Raw genomic sequence first — 18,753 nt, forward strand, 5'->3', positions numbered from 1 at the left:
TTGCCCATGAAATTTTGCTTTATTCTTGGGATAAATTAAACCGCTGGATTGAACAAGAAAAAGAAGCGATCATCCTCAAAAACTGGCTAACTGGTGAAACAATGCGATGGCAAGCAATTTGTTCACACGATAAATCTAAAGCCAAGCAAGAACTCTTAAAAGGCTCTCAACTAGAGCGAGTTGTAGAATTTAGAAAGAAAGATGCTTTTCAAGATATTGGTGGCTTAAAACCAGAAGAAAATGACTTTATTGATGCTAGTATGATAGAAATTGAGCGTCTAGAAACAGAAAAAAAAGCTCGCAGGCGGCGTGATATTCTAACGGCCTGGGTAATTGCTGGTAGTTTCCTACTAGCAGCAATCATTAGCACTGGATTTTGGCTGAGGACTGAGGAACAGAAGAAACGGGCGGAACTCAATCTGGCCGATTCCCTTGCTCGCAATTCTTTATCCCTATTTAATCAAGGAAAAGAATTGGATGCTTTCTTAGAATCAATTCGGGCTGGAAAAATCCTGCAAGAAAACAAAGCAACTGATCCAGAGGTGATCGGTTCCTTGATAACAAATATTTACGAGGGCAGCGAACGTAACCGTTTGCATGGGCATGAGGCCGATGTCAATAGTGTTAGTTTTAGCCCTGATGGTACACTCTTAGCTACCGGAAGTAATGATAAGACTGTCAAACTTTGGAATGTGGAAACCGGAACAGAAATATATACCTTCCGAGGGCATAATGACAGAGTTAATAGCGTCAGTTTTAGCCCTGATGGTACAGTCTTAGCTACTGGTAGTTCGGACACTACTATTAAACTCTGGAATGTGGAAACCGGAACAGAAAGACACACCTTCCGGGGGCATGATGCCTCAGTCAATAGCGTCAGTTTTAGCCCTGATGGTACACTTTTAGCTACTGGTAATTCGGACGCTACTATTAAACTCTGGAATGTGGAAACCGGAACAGAAAGACACACCCTCCGGGGGCATAATGCCTCAGTCAATAGCGTCAGTTTTAGTCCTGATGGTACACTTTTAGCTACTGGTAGTTCGGACACTACTATTAAACTCTGGAATGTGGAAACCGGAACAGAAAGACACACCCTCCGGGGGCATAATGCCTCAGTCAATAGCGTCAGTTTTAGTCCTGATAGTAAGATTTTAGTTTCTTGTAGTTCTAGTGCCGGGGCTGGTGGCTTGGGTGCTATCTATGGTAATGCAATCAAACGTTGGAATGTAGAAACCGGATCAGAAATTAGCGCCCTCCAAGGGCATGATGACTATATCAATGACGTAAGTTTTAGCCCCGACGGCAAATTCTTGGCTTCTGGCAGTTGGGACAATACAATTAAACTCTGGAAACTTCGGAATGGAGACCTAGAAGAAATCCGTATCCTCCGGGGACATAATGACGGAATCAATAGTATTAGCTTTAGCCCCGACGGCAAATTCTTGGCTTCTGGCAGTTGGGACAAAAGCATCAAACTCTGGAAGTTAGATAAAGAGAAAGAAATCCTTACCCTCAAAGGGCACCATAACTCAGTCAGGAGCCTCAGTTTTAGTCCCAACAGCAAATTATTGGCGACCGGCAGTATTGATAAAACTATCAAACTGTGGAATGTGGAAATGGGTAAAGAAATCCTTACCCTCAAAGGACATAAAGATTTGGTCGATAGTGTTAGTTTTAGTCCCGACAGCAAATTCTTGGCTTCTGGCAGTTGGGACAGTACTATCAAACTTTGGAATTTACAGACAGGAGCAGAAATTCTCACTCTCAACGGGCATAATGGCTCAGTCTATACCGTAATTTTTAGCCCCGACGGCAAGACCTTGGCAAGTAGCGGTGGGGACAATTTATTTATTATTGACAGTGGGGAAAATAGATTGGCTTTTGACAATGGTAACTTGACTTCTGACAGTGCTGACAACACCATTAAACTTTGGGATGTAAATACAGGGAGAGAAATCAGTACCCTCGAAGGACATGATAACTCAGTCCATAGGATGAGTTTTAGTCCAAATGGTAAGATCTTAGTAACCAATAGTTTTGACAACACCATTAAACTTTGGGATGTAAATACAGGGAGAGAAATCAGTACCCTCGAAGGACATGAACGCTCGGTTTTTAATGTCAGTTTTAGTCCAGATGGTAAGACCATAGCCACGAGTAGTGTTGATAACACCATTAACATTATTAAATTTTGGGATGTAGATACAGGGAGAGAAATCAGTACCCTCGAAGGACATGAACGCTCGGTTTTTAATGTCAGTTTTAGTCCAGATAACAAGGTCTTGGCAAGCAGAGGCAGTCAGGGTTTGACAATCAAACTCTGGAATTTAGAAACTAGACAAAAAATCCATACCCTTAACGTAGATGATGATTTAGTCTATAGCCTCAGTATTAGCCCCGATGGCAAGTTCTTAGCTGCTGGCGGTAAGTACAGCACTATCAAACTGTGGAATATAGACTTAGACTTTTTAATGGAGCGCAGTTGCGATTGGGTACGCCATTATTTGCAGCATAATCCAAATATCAGGAAGGAAGATAGAGGCTTATGCGAGCGTATTGGTACTCAGAAATAAAGTAGCGTAGAAACAGAATTAATGACGTTGCTGACTGTGCCTGAAAAATTATGCTCTTTAACTAACAATTTTTTTTTAATACGGCTTCTGAACCAGTTTTCTAGATCTGCAATCACGGAAACTGGTTCAGTTATCCCAAATCCTGTTCCCACACCCCCCCTTATCCGCATAGCCATAGATTCCTGGCATACAAAGATTTGGTCGATTTTTATAAAGGGGTTTTGACAAACGGATTTGGGATGAGCCCTCAACTTGTGCTGTTCAAAGCGGTCTTCTTCATAGCACCAAACGGTTTCATACTTATGGGGTAAAATAACTAAATCGCCTAACCGATTCAATAATAGTGCTATAAAGGGTGGTAATTAGAAATAGGGGAGCGTACGCATATAACCTGCACTTTCGTGGTTGGCTATTTGTCTAATCAGGCTCTGAGATTGTGACTCAAAGTCACGACTCAATACACCTATTACACCCATAAAGCTCATTGTTGAGCAATTGCTTCTCCCATTATTTTCTGGCATCGTTGCGGAAGAGAAATAACAAAAAAATGATTCTATTACCGTGAACTGGGGTTACCGGGACAAAAAAAATTCATCCCTTGAAACTGGGACTCAGTTGTCTTTTTCGTTTTCCGGAACACGTCAAACAACTCAATAAGTTGTTGCCACCTGAAGCTCTTTTCAATCCTAGTACGTAGATTAAATCAACTCAGAGCAAGCCGGTTGTTGCCTTCCGGAAAACGTTGTACTAGCCCTCGTAGACTACAGAGTCAAGATCATACAGTTTTCGACCGTTACTAGTTCGAGTGGACTTGATCTTGCCAGCGGACTCCCAGTTTCTTAAAGTGCGGTCTGTAACCCCTAATGCGATCACAGCTTCCTTAGTTTTAACTAGGCCACTCGCTTGTCTGTTTTCCGGAAGTTTATCAGGGTTGATCATTCGTTTAAGACCTCCTGTAAGTGAATCGAGATCGAATCGACGCACCCCGTTTTGAGTTTTGTGCATCTTGATCGTACCCTCTTGTTCCATGTGCTCCAGCATTTTCATGGGGATTTCTAGGATCCAACAAGCTTCCTTGGGCGTTACTAGTCGCATATTTAACTGTTTCGATTACTGTTTAGTCACATTAGCAATCTAGCTAGTTTTCCGGAAAGCATCAAGCCACTTGATAGGTCTTAAGACTTGCGGCAAGATCAAAAAGCGATCGCTCCCTCCAGAACCAAGAGAGCGATCGCAAGACCTCAAATATAAATAATTTTGTCGTGCGTTACATCTGCTACGAAAAACAACCAAAACCGCTATCTTGCCTTAATCCAGAGGTAGGAGCGATTGCTGTTACCTACCTGCACGGGACAGACAGCCCGAGCGACGACTGTCAGCTACTGAAATACCGCAAGAAGATCAAATTAGATGAATGGGATACCATTTACTTCGTTAACTTTTTCCCAGAAGAGGCCATTCGGACACTTCTAGAGAGCGGAGTGTGTGTCCGCATCTCTACCTCAGCAGTAGAGGAGTACCCTGGAATTATCGCCACAAAGACCAACGAGTCTTTCACTGTCGAAACGGTAAAGCTGGTCGATGGGGAGCTAACCAGAGATGATTGTACCCGTGGATTCGATCAACTGTTCTTCGCTCGGAAAGCTCCAGAGATGATAGCTGCCTGCCGAAGGAGCAGGGCTAAGCACAAATACAGTCTTGATCAAGGCATCAACGAGTACTTTAACGATGGGATTGATGCAGTACTCAAAGGTGTGGACTTTGAGGGAGGTATCAGGGCATATGCAGATTTACTCGAATCAATCAACGGGGGAGGGAATTGCTTCATGCCTTCCGTTTTTGTGGGTACCGTGGGGTTGATGCACGCCAAGGGGATCGATCGCTAACCAGAGACTGCACAGAATCGCGCAAATGTCCGGACACCTTCGCAGAGCAAGCGATCGCCTTTGGCGATCGCTCAACTTTTCCATTCTCCAATTCCATGCCACAGGACATCAATTATCCTGTGCATTGAACCCGCTTCTGGAATGAATTCAAAAACAATATGGCTGCGCATCAGGTCTATGCCTCCACTTTCGTTAAGAAGCTCTCCAGACTTCTCAACATAATCCTTTCCGATTCTCCAAGAGTCTTCTCTGCAAATGTCAGAATCCTCTATAAGAAGAGCGACTCCTAAGTACAAGTCAAGCCTGCCAGAGTCAACCTGGTCTATTTCCTGAAGACCCTGTAATCGTTCGATTTCTTGATACATGCTTTTCTGTAAAGCTTCTTGTTTCGTGGTTATATAAAAATCAAAGTTACCGATTCCATTCGTGTGGTAATACTCTCTCATCTCTGAGAAATTATAGAAAGATCCATCTTCTAGAACTACTTCTTCTAGTTGTGTAATTATCCTGTCATAACTTTCTATGGCTTGTTTCCTCTCCTGTTCTAATAATAGCAACTTTTCCATCTCGTCTGGTGGAAGAAAACTTCTGCTTTTATTATTTGAGTCCAATCTATTGATTTCTGAAATAAAATTACGTTTCGCCATGTCTTGATAGTATTTAAAACATCTGATTTTTTTATCATACCATTGGCAAATGATACGGAATCCATGACCTAGTTTTGTATCATCCTACCGAGGTACTATCAAAAAGGACTGCTCAAGTTTTCCCTTTGCAAAGAACAAGCGTGGGTACCCAGGAGTTCCATCAATGAAGAGCTTCCGAAGCCCTCAGGAAGCTTTAAAAGGCACGACAAAGGCAAACATTAGCCAAAACCACCTTGGAGCCGTTGACCCGGCTCTAAGGCTTTCTTTGAGGCATTCCTGTCTCATCCATTGACACTCCCTAGTACCAGCGACCGACACACAACCACCCTCCAACAGTACTGGGAAAGAGTGATCTAATCCTGGGTCTGTGTAGTTGGTCTATAGCGATCGCTTAAGCTGATCTTCCATGTGTCTATACCGGGAGTATATATATATATTTATACCGACCATAGACACATTTTTGTCCACATTAAGCTACCAATTTATAGTTTTCATTCCCATTGGACGGTGAAAATGGCTGACCACAGGTAAAGAGTGGAGAAAACGTGTCTGCTACTGACTCGAGTGTGTCTACTACATATTTGAACCATAGACACGAGTTAGCTTGAAGGCGTGATCTCTGTCTAGGAAAAGTGCATACTACTGAATCGAGTGTGTCTGCCACATGTTTGAATCATAGACACCGCATGGTCAATTGGCCTCGCCAAGCTTTTAAAAAGGGCAACCCACCTCCGGATCGATGGAGATGGGTTGCGGAGCTGGAGTAGCCCCCAGGGGTGTTGTCGGGGGCGCAGCTTTAATAGTAACAGAGAATTTACGCACCTCATTTGACTGAAAGACGTTATCTTTTTAGCCAATCTCTTAGGAGTGTTAAACTGATAGCGATCGCTAGGTAGTCGATAAGTGATCGCTATCAGTTTAAAGTCAGGTAAAATTAAGAAATCTTTGGCTTCATTGAATTGATGGCTGACTGCTTAAATAAAGGGAGACTCTTTAGTGCTTGCTCCCATCCGTGCATAGTCCTGAGATCTACATTGTTTTCTTCTAATCTAGAGATAAGCATTCTTCTGATACTTGAGAAAGATTCAGGTGGAACAAAAGTCCTAATCTGGTTATCGAATTTTGCCTTAAGCCTATCTATGGCCGGTTGAGCGCATTCAATTTCCATAATTTCTTCATTCCATATATAAATATCAAGTTCAGCATCTGTTAAATCTTTGATTTCGTCTGAAATCTCCTGCTGATGCTCTTTGTCTAAGCACTCCATATACCTTTCAAGTCGTTGTGATATTGTCATCTCAAGTCGATCTGCTGTTAACCTTTCCCATATCTCAACTGGAGGAGTTCGAGCGATCAAATCTTGCTGATGGAAGTAGTAAAGATTTATCATTTCTCCAGTTCCATCATAATTGAACGGTGCCATTACCACAGGCCATTTCTCTTTGGGAGATTTTACATTAGAATATTTTGTATCTGCATTTTGCAAAGATTCTAAAGCAAGGCGTAACTCATTGTTTTTTGCTTCTATTTCTTTTAGTTTTATCTCAGCAAGTAGTCTTGCTTGCTCTTTCTCTTCTGCCTGTATGCGCAATTGAATATTGTCCATCTTAAGATCCTCTATTTCTAGTTTCATTGCGCTTAACTGAGAAATCAAAGCTGCCTTCTCTGACTTCAATTTATCTATCTCTGCGGTGTTTACAGGTTGAGATGACCTTTGACTCAATACAGTTTTCCTCCCAACCTGAGGAGGATTAGCAACCAATACTTCTACGCAGCCAGGATGGTAGACAACCCGACGACCACCTTTTTGCTTGACCAGGACTGTGCCATCTTCAGCGATCGCTTTCTGGCCAACTCCCCAATATTTGTAACTTTTACCATTTCCATTCGTGATGGTCAGGCGCTGATGCAGCCCCAGGTCTGCTAAAACTTTAGTTAATGCATTGGCGGTGATGTCTGTGCGCTCTAGGGCATCATTGGTCTGCTCTAGTAACTCTTTAGCGGTTAGGTAGACTACTGCCAACTTTTCTGCCAACTCATCGCAAACCGTATTTAACCACTGATTACCGCGCCGCAGGAACCGACCAGGGGGAAGGACGATCCATTTCCTGCCTTCCTTCTTTTGATATCCTATCTCAGCTAATGCGCGGTTCAGGTCAGCAACTTTTGCGCAAAAATTAGACCCAGACTCCTTTAATTTGTCATTTACTATCTCTACCATCTGCTTCAGGCTTAGGTAGTACCCCTCCTCTGCTGGATTGGTTGCAGGCTGCTGACCGTTGGTAGTCTGGAAAACTTCAGTGGCTACTGTCTCAACAGTTAGTTCAGCCACTGGGTTTATTTCCGGCTCAGTTACTGCTTCAGCTACTGGATTTGAAATCGGTTCAGTTACTGCTTCAGCCACTGAGGTTGATACAGGCTCAGTTACTGTTTTGACGTCTATAGCCTCTACAGATGGTGCAGTTTTGTCATTTTTTAGCCATTGAACAAACAAGTCTCTGTATTCGGGATGGAGTCTCGCATTGTCCCCATCAGGCCAGATAACGGCCTCTATCCCTTCGTTCCCAAATATCGATCGGCGAAGAGCCATAGCGCGATCTGTCCCATTGAACCTTTTGAACACTCCATCATCATCGATGTCGAAGTCATCCATCAGATCTTCTAGATCGAAATAGGACCATTGCATTTTTTGCGCAGATTCCTCCCCCCACTTAACGAAGCGATCGCTTAATGCAGGATGAAGGAATGGGTTGTTTCGATCTATCCAGTTGATCACATCACCTGCCTCTATGCCACTTACCGACTCAATAGTTAGCTGAGATTGAAGTCCTGCCTGAGAGGTGGAGAAAGCTAAGAACTGCTCTCTGGTTAACCCACTAGCTGATAGCACATCTTTCAGACGCACGTAGCTAGGCTCTTGCTCTGCTGTTGCCTCCTCCTTTGTTTCTTCAGGGAATGGCAATAACTCCGAGCCTGCAACGGTTTCAGCAATTCCAGCTGTCGGCTCAGATTGGGAATTTGGAACTGGGATAACTACTGATTCGGAATCCAAAACTGAGCCAGTTAGACTTATTCCTTCTGAGGAGTTACGCATCCTCCAAAGCTTCTCTTCCAAGTTTTTTATGACAATTTTCTTTTCTTCAATTTCTTTTTTTGCTACTTCCATAAGTTCTGGAGCGACTGCGATCGCTTCTAACAACTCAGTCCTCAGATCCGCATTTTCTGGATTAGTCAAGTCATCTCCGGTTATGTCCCATATTTTTTTCTTTTTGTCAGGAATTACTTCTGTTTCGATGAAAGGCACTTCCTCCTCAGCCTCTACCTCTGCTACAGGCTCATGACTTTGATCTGCCGCAGGTAAAGCTACTCGAACGGCTAATAGCTGGCTTGAATCATTCTTGGGTGGTTCTGGGACATCGGAAGTGAATGGGGGACTTTCGCGCCAGTGAGATGTTTTAGTCTCAGGATCGTAAACTCCCATTTTTTCCGTTTGCCAAAGCACAATCAGGTTTTTGTACTCAGGATGCAGTAGCGCGTTCTCACCTTTAGTCCAAGCAATGGCTTCACTCCCTTCGCTCTCAATTATCTTTTTCCGCAGAGCGATCGCTTGCTCCGTGCTTTCAAACCATTGGAACTGTTCCGGAGTGAATCCAAGCATATATCGAAGTTCTGCGAGTTCGGAATATACTGGCTTCTGTTCTGTCTCGGATGGGGGCTGAACTTCAGTCGTGGCAACATTCTTGACTACCTCAACTTCCTCATCGAATGAGGAGATCGCCTCTACTTTCTCGGTCGATAGGGCTACAGACGGATACTCAGAAAACAGTTGGGATTTCAGATAATCGACAAAGCATTCCCACAATTTCAGATGAACTAGTGCGCCTGTGGGAGAGGTGGAGAGTATGAGTTGGTCTGCTTTTAGACCTTCTTTTTCAGCGATCGCTTCCCTCTTCTGTGCGTAAGCCGAATCCGAAATAAAGCTCTCAAAAACTTCTTTTGTCGTTTTGTACTGCTTAACGAGATCGCCCAGAGGGAAGTACTGATCTATTCCAGGCTCGGAACCAGGAACAACGTGGTCGTTTTCTTCGATCTGCGGCTTGGTTTTTGTTGCTAGATAGGTGGATTGAGGTTCTTTCTCTAGCCGCGTTTGAGCCTCTTTTGCCTCAGGTTTTTGCGCGGTCGGATTTTGATCTATTTCACTCTTTTGTTCCGAGGCAGGCTTTGTTATTGCAACTTTGGCAACCTGAGGCAGTACACGAGTCTTAGCCCACTCTCCAAACCGCTCAACTAGATCAATGTGAATCAAAGACCCACCTTTAATGGTTGATCTCTCTTTGCGCTCAACCAAGGAAGCGATCGCTGGCTTTATTGATGGATCGGCCAGAAAGTTTTTTACCATCTGTTCGCTTGTACCATACTTCTCAAGTACAGTGACCAAAGGAACGTAATTCTCTTTTTCTCTTTGCTCTTTAGCCTGAATCCCCTCTTCATACGCTGAAGCGATCGCTGGGTGGCACCATAGCATGTTCTTCCGAGGGGTTATGTATGGCCTAACGCCCTGGCTGATCAAGTCTTTGATTAACTTCGGAGCATAATCTCGAACGGTGGATTTGAATTTACCACGAAAACTGAGGTCTTCTGCGATCGCTTCTAAATCCAACCCTTCCGATAGTAATTGAACTTTACTGTGGCATAGGTACTCCTCTGAAACTAATCGGTAGAGGTCGGGTACTTCAGGATAAGAATCCTGCTGCTCTTCTTCTAGATCCTCAGGTTCACCTTCTTCTGTCTGACTTTCTAGGTTATCTTCTGAAGTCTCAACCTCTTTTTGGCTTTCCTCTGGGTTTTCCTCTGACTTAGGAGACTTAGTTAAATCCCACCCCTCAACTACCAAAGGTTGATCGGTAATAGACAACCAGCATTCCCCAAAGGCTACAAGCAAATCTTTGTCCCCAACGATTTTCAAAGGCTTGTTGGCCATTAAAGGGACAGAAACAATATCTGATAAGTCTGCATCTTGAAGTAGGTTGTGGCGAGATTTTACCCCATCAAATAGTTCTTTTCGTTCCGAGTCGGTAACCCATATCCTTAGCTTTCTGATTTGATCGTAAGAGAATGCGCTGATATCAAGTAATACAAAATTACTAACTGCTTCGGGAACAGAGGTGCTATTGCTATTTTGGATTGTCATAGAGAGAATGGGGGTTGTTTCAGTGACTCTTTCGAGTCTTAGCGGTGCGGGGTGTCAGGTTAATTTTCCCCGCGCCGCTTTCTCAATGATAAAACGTCATTTCGTCAACGTCAAGAAAATGACGAAATGTTTTTCGTACTTGAACTGTCAAGTACAGTCATCGTTGTCAGTGGACTTTTTTTTTGATCCTCAGCCCAAACTTGAGCATCACGCCACGCATAATTGCTCCAGCCAGGCTTGTAGCCTAGCTTCTGGGCGACAATCTTCCAATCACCTATCCCAAATTCTGCCCCTTTAGAGCGTTTAACCAGCTCGTGCCAAACCCAATACTTCTCGTAGCCTTTTTTCCGTTGGGTAGCGATCGCTTTATTGATTAACGGTAAAAACTCCGGATTACTTTTTGCCGTTAACTCTTTGATTTGAATTTCCATCTCATCCTCTTCTGGAAGCAGACCGGTGGGTTCCTCTGCCACTTTTGATCCAGACTTCAGTTCCAGTACTGATTTGCAGTTTGGACAGGTGACTTCGTAGATGGGGACTCCATCATCGACTCTCACTGGCCTACTCAGTTCATGAGGAAGCGCGCGGAAGCAGTGTTCACATGATTTACATTTAATAGCGTGATCGTCTCCTTTCAGGGATTTGGGAGAAAGGGACCACTCTACTTTTTCATCAGGTAGTCCGTGCCTGCTCCAGTTTTCGGTATGGTCGATGAGCACCACATACTCCTTCCCAGGAAAAGGTCTCAGTCCACGTCCCCACATTTGCTTGTCCAACACCAAGGAACAGGTTGGACGACAGACCTGAACGGCTTCTATCGAGCAAATATCCAGCCCTTCTAAAAATAAGCCACAGTTGGTTAAAACGGTAATTTCGCCCCTTTCAAAAGCTTCCAAAGCCTCCTCTCGTTCTTTCTCTGGACTCTCTCCATCAAGGTGTTTTGCCACCACTCCATTTTTGTTAAATTCGTCAGCGATCGCTTGAGAATGCAGTACCCCTACAGCAAAAACGATAGTTTTTTTGTCTTTTGCGTATTTACTCCAAGTTGGGTAGACCTGCTGAACCATCCTCATCGCCTGCATCTGTAGCTGTTGCTGGTTGTAATCCCCTCCAGCTTGGCTAATTCTAGTGGTGTCGATAGGAACTGCTCCGAACATCTTAAAACTACTCAGGTGCCCTTTCTGTATTAATTCCGAGACTGAAATCCCCTCAACCAGAACGTCAAAGTGATCGGTGAACCCCTGCCCATCATTGCGGTGGGGAGTAGCCGAAACTCCTAGAATGTAGGCATTAGGGAAAGCTTCCATCACTTTTGTATAGCTCTTAGTGATGGCGTGGTGAGATTCATCGATTATGATCAGAGCTGGAGTAAAGCCTGTCTTTCGTCTAGCCAATGTCTGGACAGATGCGATCTGGATGCGGTGATGTGGTTCCGGCGGGATTCCAGCTTTAATGTACCCTACACCTTCTCCGGTGATACGTTGAATTTTGTCCCCAGCCTGCACTACTAACTCTTTCCGATGCGCCATTATTAGAACGTTGACATTTTGATCCGTGAAATACTTGGCAATTGCGGCAAAAGTAACAGTTTTTCCTCCTGCGGTAGGAAGCTGTGCCATCACTCGACGGTGACCCTTCTTCCATTCACTGAATATTTTTTCGACGAGATCGTGTTGATAATCGCGTAAAACAAATCCATCACATAGTTCAGGAGAGAAGTGTTGTTGAATATCGATAGACTGTGTCATGATAAAAACCTGGATTAGTTGTCATTTAAAAGTTACTGATTCTAAAGCGATCGTTCTGAAAAGCGATCGCTATTTATTTGCTGGACTAAAAATATCTCAAAGAAATTTCGTGCTTCTCTCCACACTTCGACCTCCATTGATGAGTTATTACTATCGGATCTTCTGGTGCCCAGATACAGCAAAGAACACTGTTTGGATCTGGGACATCTTCCTCTAGGATCCAGTCAGCGAAATCTTGACTTCGGGTTACGCCCATCATTTTTTCCCAATCTTCTTCCACCAGTACAGCTTGATAAAAGTCATCGGACTGGCTGTCAACAATTTCAAGAACATCTTCTAGGTCTGAATAATCAATCATTTCTTTGTCTCTCAACATTTTCGTCTGTAAGCGATTGGCCGTAGGCCACGCTAAGCGAACGTTTTTAAGTGTTTTGGGTCAAATAATTGAGTCCCAGTTTTAGCCTTTTCGTAAAACCTTCGACTTGATAAGAGTTCCAGATATTCTTTGAATCTTCTTCCCATGTCTCAGGACTGTGGGCATCATCATGGCAAGAAGGGCACAACGGGAACATATTGACTCCTGGATCATCTTCCTCTCCCAAATAGACTGTTCGATGGATCTCTATGTTTTTTGCCTGCTTTTGGCATAGACAACATTTTGAGTTAGTGAGTTGAATTGTCGCCAACTCTTTATATTCCCGGCTGGGGTAAGAAACCGCCCCATCTTCTTTAATGAATGCCTGCCCTTTGTATCTGGAAAATTTAGACCCAATTTCTGGATTAAAACATTCCAGATAAGTAGAAAGTATATTGATGAATCTTTTTCTATTTTCTGTTGTAGCCAAATCCAAGGACAGAGAGAAAGACCAAAGATCAGTGCAGCCGCTTTCTTCTAGTTCTCTTGCTATATTGTCCATTTTTGAGTTGGGCATTTTTTTTTGAGCCAAAGATGCTTGTTGTTGCCCTGAGGGGATTGAACCCAGAGGATTAGCTCTGACTGGAGGCAGGTCAGCCGCGCTACCTAGATCACACCACTGTTCCTCAAATTGAAAAATCCTTTCTGTCTCAGTTGCTGAAACATCAGTGGGGACTTCAACTGTTACCGCACTTTTGAAGTTATTGGCCATTTGCTGAACTACCCCTTTATTGAAGGTGATCTTCTTCCCATTCCTAGTCTTTAAAAACTTCCCTTTATTTACACTGCAAATAATAGGAATCATCTTTTTTGCTCTAGCATTTACACAGGGAAAAAATGACGAAGCTGCATACCCAGGGGACAAAACATGAATCGCTCCACCACTCTTGACTCCAACACCTGTTAATCTCCCAATCAGATCCGAGAGGAGTTGCAATACAGGGATTGTTAATTTACTCCTTTCTCCGCTTTTATCAGCAGAAAGTTCTATTTCATCCCAGACCAATATGCAATCTATACGTTGCATAAACACCATTTGCTGGAAAGTCCTTAATAGGTTCAGGGTCTCGTTGATAATTTGACACAACGACTTTTGATCTAGCAAAGAAATATCTACTTCGACTTTTCTAGAATCAGGAACATGATCCCACCTTCCATCCTTGTCTAAAGCCTGAGCAAACCAATTGACATAGAAAACAAGAATACCTTCCTCTGCTTTTCTCTTCGTAGTTTCAGCTAACAGCAAAGTCTTTCCGCTTTGTTGTCCTCCCGCCACATAGCAACAAGTAGAATCTACTAAATCTTGAAATATCTGATAGCCAGTCCTGGAAGGCAAGAAGCCCTGCTGATAGTTTGAAGCTAACCCTTGGACGACAGGATTAGAAGATGGAGACTGGTAGTTAGAGTGAGTATTTCTGACAAGATGATGAGCAACAGGAGGGGATTCTATCTCTTGTTGGAGTAAGTCATTAGTCTTTGATAACCTACGAGATTGAGGTAGTGAATGGGGTGAGTGCGGGTATATTTCCCTGGTCACAGGAGAAAGTTGAGAGCTTATCGAATCTAGAATGTCGTAATAATCAGATTCTTGTTTGTCTAGGTCATAAAACAGCTCAGTTATCATCAACCTATAAGCATCAAAGCGTTCTTCGTAACTCTCAAAACCGGTGTCTTTAATCTCTGGGGAAATACTCTCAAGATAGAAGGCTATAGCTTTTCTGTTTTCTTCTACAAAAACAGCCTCAAAAGCCTCCTCAGGAGAAAGGTACTCAGCTGCTACTTCTAGACTGGTTTTAGTCTCATTAGTTCTAACTGGCCGACCCAGGCTGTCTACAGTAGACTCCGTCAGTGAGCCATTTTTCTCTCTGTCATTTTCCTCTTGTCCCCTGTGTTTTGTTATTTTGTCATTTAATCTTGAAATATCGGACATTGTTAAAGCATAAAGTCTTAATTTTCCAGTTACTCCAAAGTCGGTAAACATGCATCCGCTTAATGTTACCAAGCCGCCAAGAAGAGATAAAATGCCCAAAGGAGGAACAACTGGAACCGTTATTGCACTCCCTATTAGTCCAAACAATCCTAAGGAAGTTGAGACCCACAACCTAGTCTTTTCATCATTTCCTTTGTCCCCTAGAATATCTAATCGTTCTGTTAGCCATTTATTTGGTCTTTTTAGTTTACTGATGCTAGGATAGTCAGACATAACGTACTCCTTTTATTAATGGAAAAGACCTCGGGACTTATTACGAGGTCTTTTTTGTTTTTGCTAAGGTTATCGACGAGGTGCTTGGCCTACAGCTTCTGCTTCACCTAGAGAAAGTAGGAAAAGGCGTGCTCCAGCTGCGATCGCTATAACACTAATAATGTTGTATCCAGTGAGAAGGAGGCTATCCCCTAACCCCATTCCTGGCTGAAAAGTAGGGCGCTCCATGAAGGTTAAAGAGAACTCAACCAGGAAACAAAAAGCTCCGAGAGCCATGACCATGAAACGTTGCAGGCCATTTGAATCTTTAGACCGAGGGTTTAACCAAAGACCCAGGAATAGCCCTTGATTTAGGTTGCAAATCCCCATAGCAAGGAAGGCTATAAATAGCATCCAAAGATTTACTTTAAAATTCAAAGGGTTGTATCCCATCCACCCAATCCAGCTACTCCCACCAGGAGTAGGAATGAGCCCGGATTCCTTAGACAGAATAATGTAGAAATTATCGATCGAGATAAGAGTGAAATAGACCCACTGAGCTGTCCCAAACAGGACTTTAGATTCAGGAGACATTACCAGTTTGTGCAGCGTTACTCCTACAGCAGCGGCGGCGGTGGCAGCAAAGCTAAAAGTAACATCAAGAACTTTCTGAATAGCTCCTAAGAATTTGATAGGGCTCTTGGTCTTTGCCTTGTAGTTGTAAGTAGCTGAATAATCAGAAGCGTAAGCCGAAGCCGATTCCTCTGTGTGATATTGAGGAGTAACGTTTCTCTGTTTCCTGTGATTACGAGAAGATCTTGACATTATTTTTTACTTTTGTTGTAGTTTCCACACGCTGCGCTGGCATAATCAGCTTCCATTTGGTTGTCACTGCCCTTAAAAAGGAAAGCGGTCTTTAGTTTCTCTATGTCCTGGTAGTCATTTCCACTGAACACCCGAGCAGAGATCACCCCAATACAGATATGGGGGTCTGAATCATCCAGTACATATTGCTCTCTGGTCTTTGACTTGGCTAGCCGTCGCTTCGTCCCATTGCTGCTGTAATCTACACTTGGGCGGATTCTGGTTCTGTCTGAATAGATATAGCCAGGAATATATACGGCGAGGCGAGGTTTAACTATGTGATTGGCAGCTCGTGCGTCAGCGATCGCTCGGTCGTTCTCTATCCGGCTAACCTTAGCTTTAGTGTGGCGGGTCTCATCGTGTTGAGCGGTCAATAACTCCCACTCTGACTTAGCATTACATCCCCAAAAGATGAGAGAGGGAAGGAGGGTTAGGACTGATATTGTATTGATCACCCTAAGGGCTGGTTTATTGCTTCTAGGTTTCATGTCTTCTTGTGATTGGGAACAAAAATCCCCAGTCTTTGACTGGGGCAGGAAGGTCAATCTATTACCTCAGCTTCAAGTTCGTCTAACCACGCTGTAGCGGCTGCAACGGCATCGTAGTTGCGCCGTGCTGTTTGCTGCTGTTCTACCAAAGTCACCCGTTTGGCGTCAGCCTTCCGTCGGTCAGATCGCCGTTGTTGTAGACTTTGAGTGTAGTCCTTCAGTTGGGATTCGACCGGAGTGATGTGGTAGTTGAGGCTTTTCTGAGTTACAGCATCTGACACCTGCTGGTTGTCTTCGCGAGACTGCTGGTCTAGCTGTCGTAGTTCGTTGAAAAACGCAATCCGGTTATTTACTTTTTGGTTGATATACCCCTGCTTAAATGCATTGTCTTCGAGATTAGCTAGATCTACGCCATCCATCACCGCATCATCGATCCGGCTAACTATGATTTCTACTGGAAAATTATCAATCCCCGCCAGCTGCAACTCTTGCTGAACTAGGGTCATCGCTTGATCCTTCACCTCTTTGGTTGTTAACGCCCCACCTTTAGTAGAAGGTTCAGATTTTGAGGTGCTGGCAGCGATCGCTTTGTTAATGCTGTTGTCAACAAATTCACATCCTTTCTCCATCGCCTCCAATAATTCAATGGGGATTTCGTTGTTCCCTTGGGCAAATCCCGCAGACAAAAGCAGACGAGTGGCATCCTCTTCTGTGTTTCCGTATTCACCTGTTAAGGTTTCGATTGCTTCGTTCCAGGTCATTGTGTTGTCTGACATTTTAAGTGACTCCGTTTATGGTTGTTGGTAATTTCTGAAAAAATTGGCATCAAAGAATTTGAGCAAAAGAGCCAGATGCCGAGAAGTCGATGAGTAACTGTAGTCGTTGTTTTTGCGCAACAAGGAAATAAGGTAGAAGACAAAAACCTGATAAAGGGTAAAACCTATATACCTCCTTCCTAGTTGTCTTTTTTGTCGGCGGTAAAAGTTCAATTCGATGACAAGTGGAATTTTTTCGCTGCCACTTTGGGGAGCGTTAACGATTTGCCTGTGCCATCTGTTGACGGTTTTTTCGCAAAGTCCCAGGTTCTCCTTCATTTCTTTTTTTGTTGGTTTCCTAGACCATTTGTGGGAGAAGAACTTCCTCAAAGCTTGCAGTCTGACGTCTTCAGGAACAGACGCCTCAAAGCACTCAGTTAACCCATTCACTTCGGACACTTGGTGTCTGGCGAGATGGGACGGTTGGTGTACTATTGCCATGTATTTAACTGAACACACGCAAGGTTTTCATGTCTCAAGCGACACTATGATAAGGCTGTCTATTGAGATTTAGTTTTAACAAGACTATTTTGTGGATTTTAAACAGTCCCTATAAATAGTCCTCAAATAGCTTTCAAGAGACTCCCTAAAAGGCTGATCACCCTCTTTTTTTAGAAGGATATGGCTACCTTCGATTTGAGTTCGGACAGTTAGTGGCTAAACTTCTTGAGTCTGATTCCTGATTAGACACTTGATGTCTGAACTGGAAGACAGGACTGTTGTTGTCCAAACTAGTTGGATTTAACTATAAGGAAAACTAACATTTGGCGTATATCGAGATTAGACAGGATTAGTCTGCTCTACATGTAGTCAACAGTGTCCTAACTCGAAAGTAAGGGTGTCCGTTCTCAGTTAAGGCGTGTCCGTTCTCATCTGGAGGGTGTCCCAACTGGCAAGCTAATGGGCTGTTAGTCTCTTTATTACTAGTAGAAAAGCTGTTTAGTAGTGAAGCCAAAGGTCGTTACTCCCTCGTCACTATAGACTTTCAACTATTAATCGATACACAATCAGCCATGTAGCGATCGCGCAAGATAGGTCCCTGAGCAGCAGTAGTAATTGCGTACTAATCACGAGATTTTCTAGATTTCTCATTTGTCAAAATATTAGGTTTTCTAGGTACTGTGGCGACCTAGAAGCAGTGATAATAGTTCTAGGTCTAGCGATTTCTGGACCCTAAAGCGGGCAGTCGGTTTGGTTTTGAGCTGCTCGCTTTTTCTTTCCATATTTGTATAGTAGCGAATAGGTTTGTCGTTGTCAAGTATTTTACAAAAACATTTTTACAAGCTAGTATAAAAGGATTAAAGGAGTATATAACTGAAATCAAGATCAATGGAAGACCAAGCTCTCTACATCACATATCGAGTCCCTGTCAAAGGATTAAGACAAAAGATTAAAGAAGCCAGACTCGCTCAAAAGAAAAGAGTGGCTCCGTTAGCTGCTGAAGCAGGCATCAATAAAGCCTCTTGGTACGGAATCGAATCTGGAGCAATAACAAGCATCACCTCAACCACTCTTAAGTCGGTAGAGAGAGCACTGGGAGTGAATCTAGAGGTAGAGGCTTGTTGCGGCAAAGGAAAAACTCCTCATTGACACTCCCCGGTCTAAAAACAAAGCGATCGCTTCCTAATACATTAAGTTGCCTTAGGGTTTGCTGGTCAGAATCTGATTTCTAAGAAGCAATTTTGTTCTTTATCATTTATGAGAGATCGCTTAACGCAAACTGCCTTTGAAGTAAAAAATAAATTTTTACCTTAAAGTAGCGAAAACCGAAGCATGTCAAAGTAAGCGATCGCTTACCTTTAATTTCTCTTGACAATTAGGGATTTTCGTGCTTTAATTAACCAGGAAGCAGATACTGGCAATTGCTGCCTTCCGGGGTCAAGTCAACATTGGATATCCCAACAAAGATGATCCCAGAACGATAATTCCCCCGCGCCTCTT

12 protein-coding genes and 1 pseudogene are annotated in these 18,753 nt (G+C 43.4%); 3 read left to right on the forward strand and 10 right to left on the reverse strand.

Features of this window, described 5'->3' with window-relative positions:
• Positions 1-2,576 (forward strand): annotated as a pseudogene (locus F6K51_RS24485) (hypothetical protein); the annotation flags it as partial.
• Positions 2,577-3,323: 747 nt separating this feature from the next.
• Here F6K51_RS24485 and F6K51_RS24490 read toward each other — a convergent pair.
• Positions 3,324-3,671, reverse strand: coding sequence for a MerR family DNA-binding transcriptional regulator (locus F6K51_RS24490; protein WP_293025111.1), 348 nt, complete (start codon positions 3,669-3,671; stop codon positions 3,324-3,326).
• 167 nt (positions 3,672-3,838) lie between these two features.
• Between F6K51_RS24490 and F6K51_RS24495 the strand changes: the two genes are divergently transcribed.
• Complete coding sequence (locus F6K51_RS24495; RefSeq protein ID WP_293025113.1) at positions 3,839-4,462, forward strand: hypothetical protein; 624 nt, start codon at positions 3,839-3,841, stop codon at positions 4,460-4,462.
• A gap of 71 nt (positions 4,463-4,533) precedes the next feature.
• On the opposite strand, the gene F6K51_RS24500 is transcribed toward F6K51_RS24495, so the two are convergent.
• The 9 genes from F6K51_RS24500 to F6K51_RS24540 form a co-directional block, all read right to left on the reverse strand.
• Positions 4,534-5,109, reverse strand: coding sequence for a hypothetical protein (locus F6K51_RS24500; RefSeq protein ID WP_293025115.1), 576 nt, complete (start codon positions 5,107-5,109; stop codon positions 4,534-4,536).
• Positions 5,110-6,043: 934 nt separating this feature from the next.
• Positions 6,044-10,300: a hypothetical protein gene (locus F6K51_RS24505; RefSeq protein ID WP_293025117.1), complete on the reverse strand. Its 4,257-nt coding sequence runs from the start codon at positions 10,298-10,300 to the stop codon at positions 6,044-6,046.
• Positions 10,301-10,410: 110 nt separating this feature from the next.
• Positions 10,411-12,048 (reverse strand): DEAD/DEAH box helicase, encoded by a 1,638-nt coding sequence (locus F6K51_RS24510; RefSeq protein WP_293025119.1) that lies wholly within the window; start codon positions 12,046-12,048, stop codon positions 10,411-10,413.
• Between the two features lie 85 nt (positions 12,049-12,133).
• Complete coding sequence (locus F6K51_RS24515) at positions 12,134-12,424, reverse strand: hypothetical protein (protein WP_293025121.1); 291 nt, start codon at positions 12,422-12,424, stop codon at positions 12,134-12,136.
• 46 nt (positions 12,425-12,470) lie between these two features.
• The gene (locus tag F6K51_RS24520) at positions 12,471-14,666 is read right to left on the reverse strand and encodes a hypothetical protein (RefSeq protein ID WP_293025123.1); all 2,196 of its coding nucleotides are present in this window, start codon (positions 14,664-14,666) and stop codon (positions 12,471-12,473) included.
• Between the two features lie 69 nt (positions 14,667-14,735).
• Entirely contained in the window at positions 14,736-15,470 is a 735-nt protein-coding gene (locus F6K51_RS24525) for a hypothetical protein (RefSeq protein ID WP_293025125.1), read from the reverse strand.
• Entirely contained in the window at positions 15,470-16,054 is a 585-nt protein-coding gene (locus F6K51_RS24530; RefSeq protein ID WP_293025127.1) for a hypothetical protein, read from the reverse strand. Before F6K51_RS24530 ends, F6K51_RS24525 begins: the two co-directional genes overlap by 1 nt.
• Positions 16,051-16,773: a hypothetical protein gene (locus F6K51_RS24535; RefSeq protein WP_293025129.1), complete on the reverse strand. Its 723-nt coding sequence runs from the start codon at positions 16,771-16,773 to the stop codon at positions 16,051-16,053. The genes F6K51_RS24530 and F6K51_RS24535 overlap by 4 nt, the downstream gene beginning before the upstream one ends.
• 15 nt (positions 16,774-16,788) lie before the next feature.
• Positions 16,789-17,211: a hypothetical protein gene (locus F6K51_RS24540; RefSeq protein WP_293025131.1), complete on the reverse strand. Its 423-nt coding sequence runs from the start codon at positions 17,209-17,211 to the stop codon at positions 16,789-16,791.
• A 930-nt stretch (positions 17,212-18,141) separates the two neighbouring features.
• On the opposite strand from F6K51_RS24540, the gene F6K51_RS24545 reads away from it, so the two are divergent.
• Positions 18,142-18,402 (forward strand): helix-turn-helix transcriptional regulator, encoded by a 261-nt coding sequence (locus F6K51_RS24545; protein WP_293025133.1) that lies wholly within the window; start codon positions 18,142-18,144, stop codon positions 18,400-18,402.
• The last annotated feature ends 351 nt before the right edge of the window (positions 18,403-18,753 follow it).

The organism is Moorena sp. SIO3I8, from assembly GCF_010692325.1.
Classification (GTDB): domain Bacteria; phylum Cyanobacteriota; class Cyanobacteriia; order Cyanobacteriales; family Coleofasciculaceae; genus Moorena.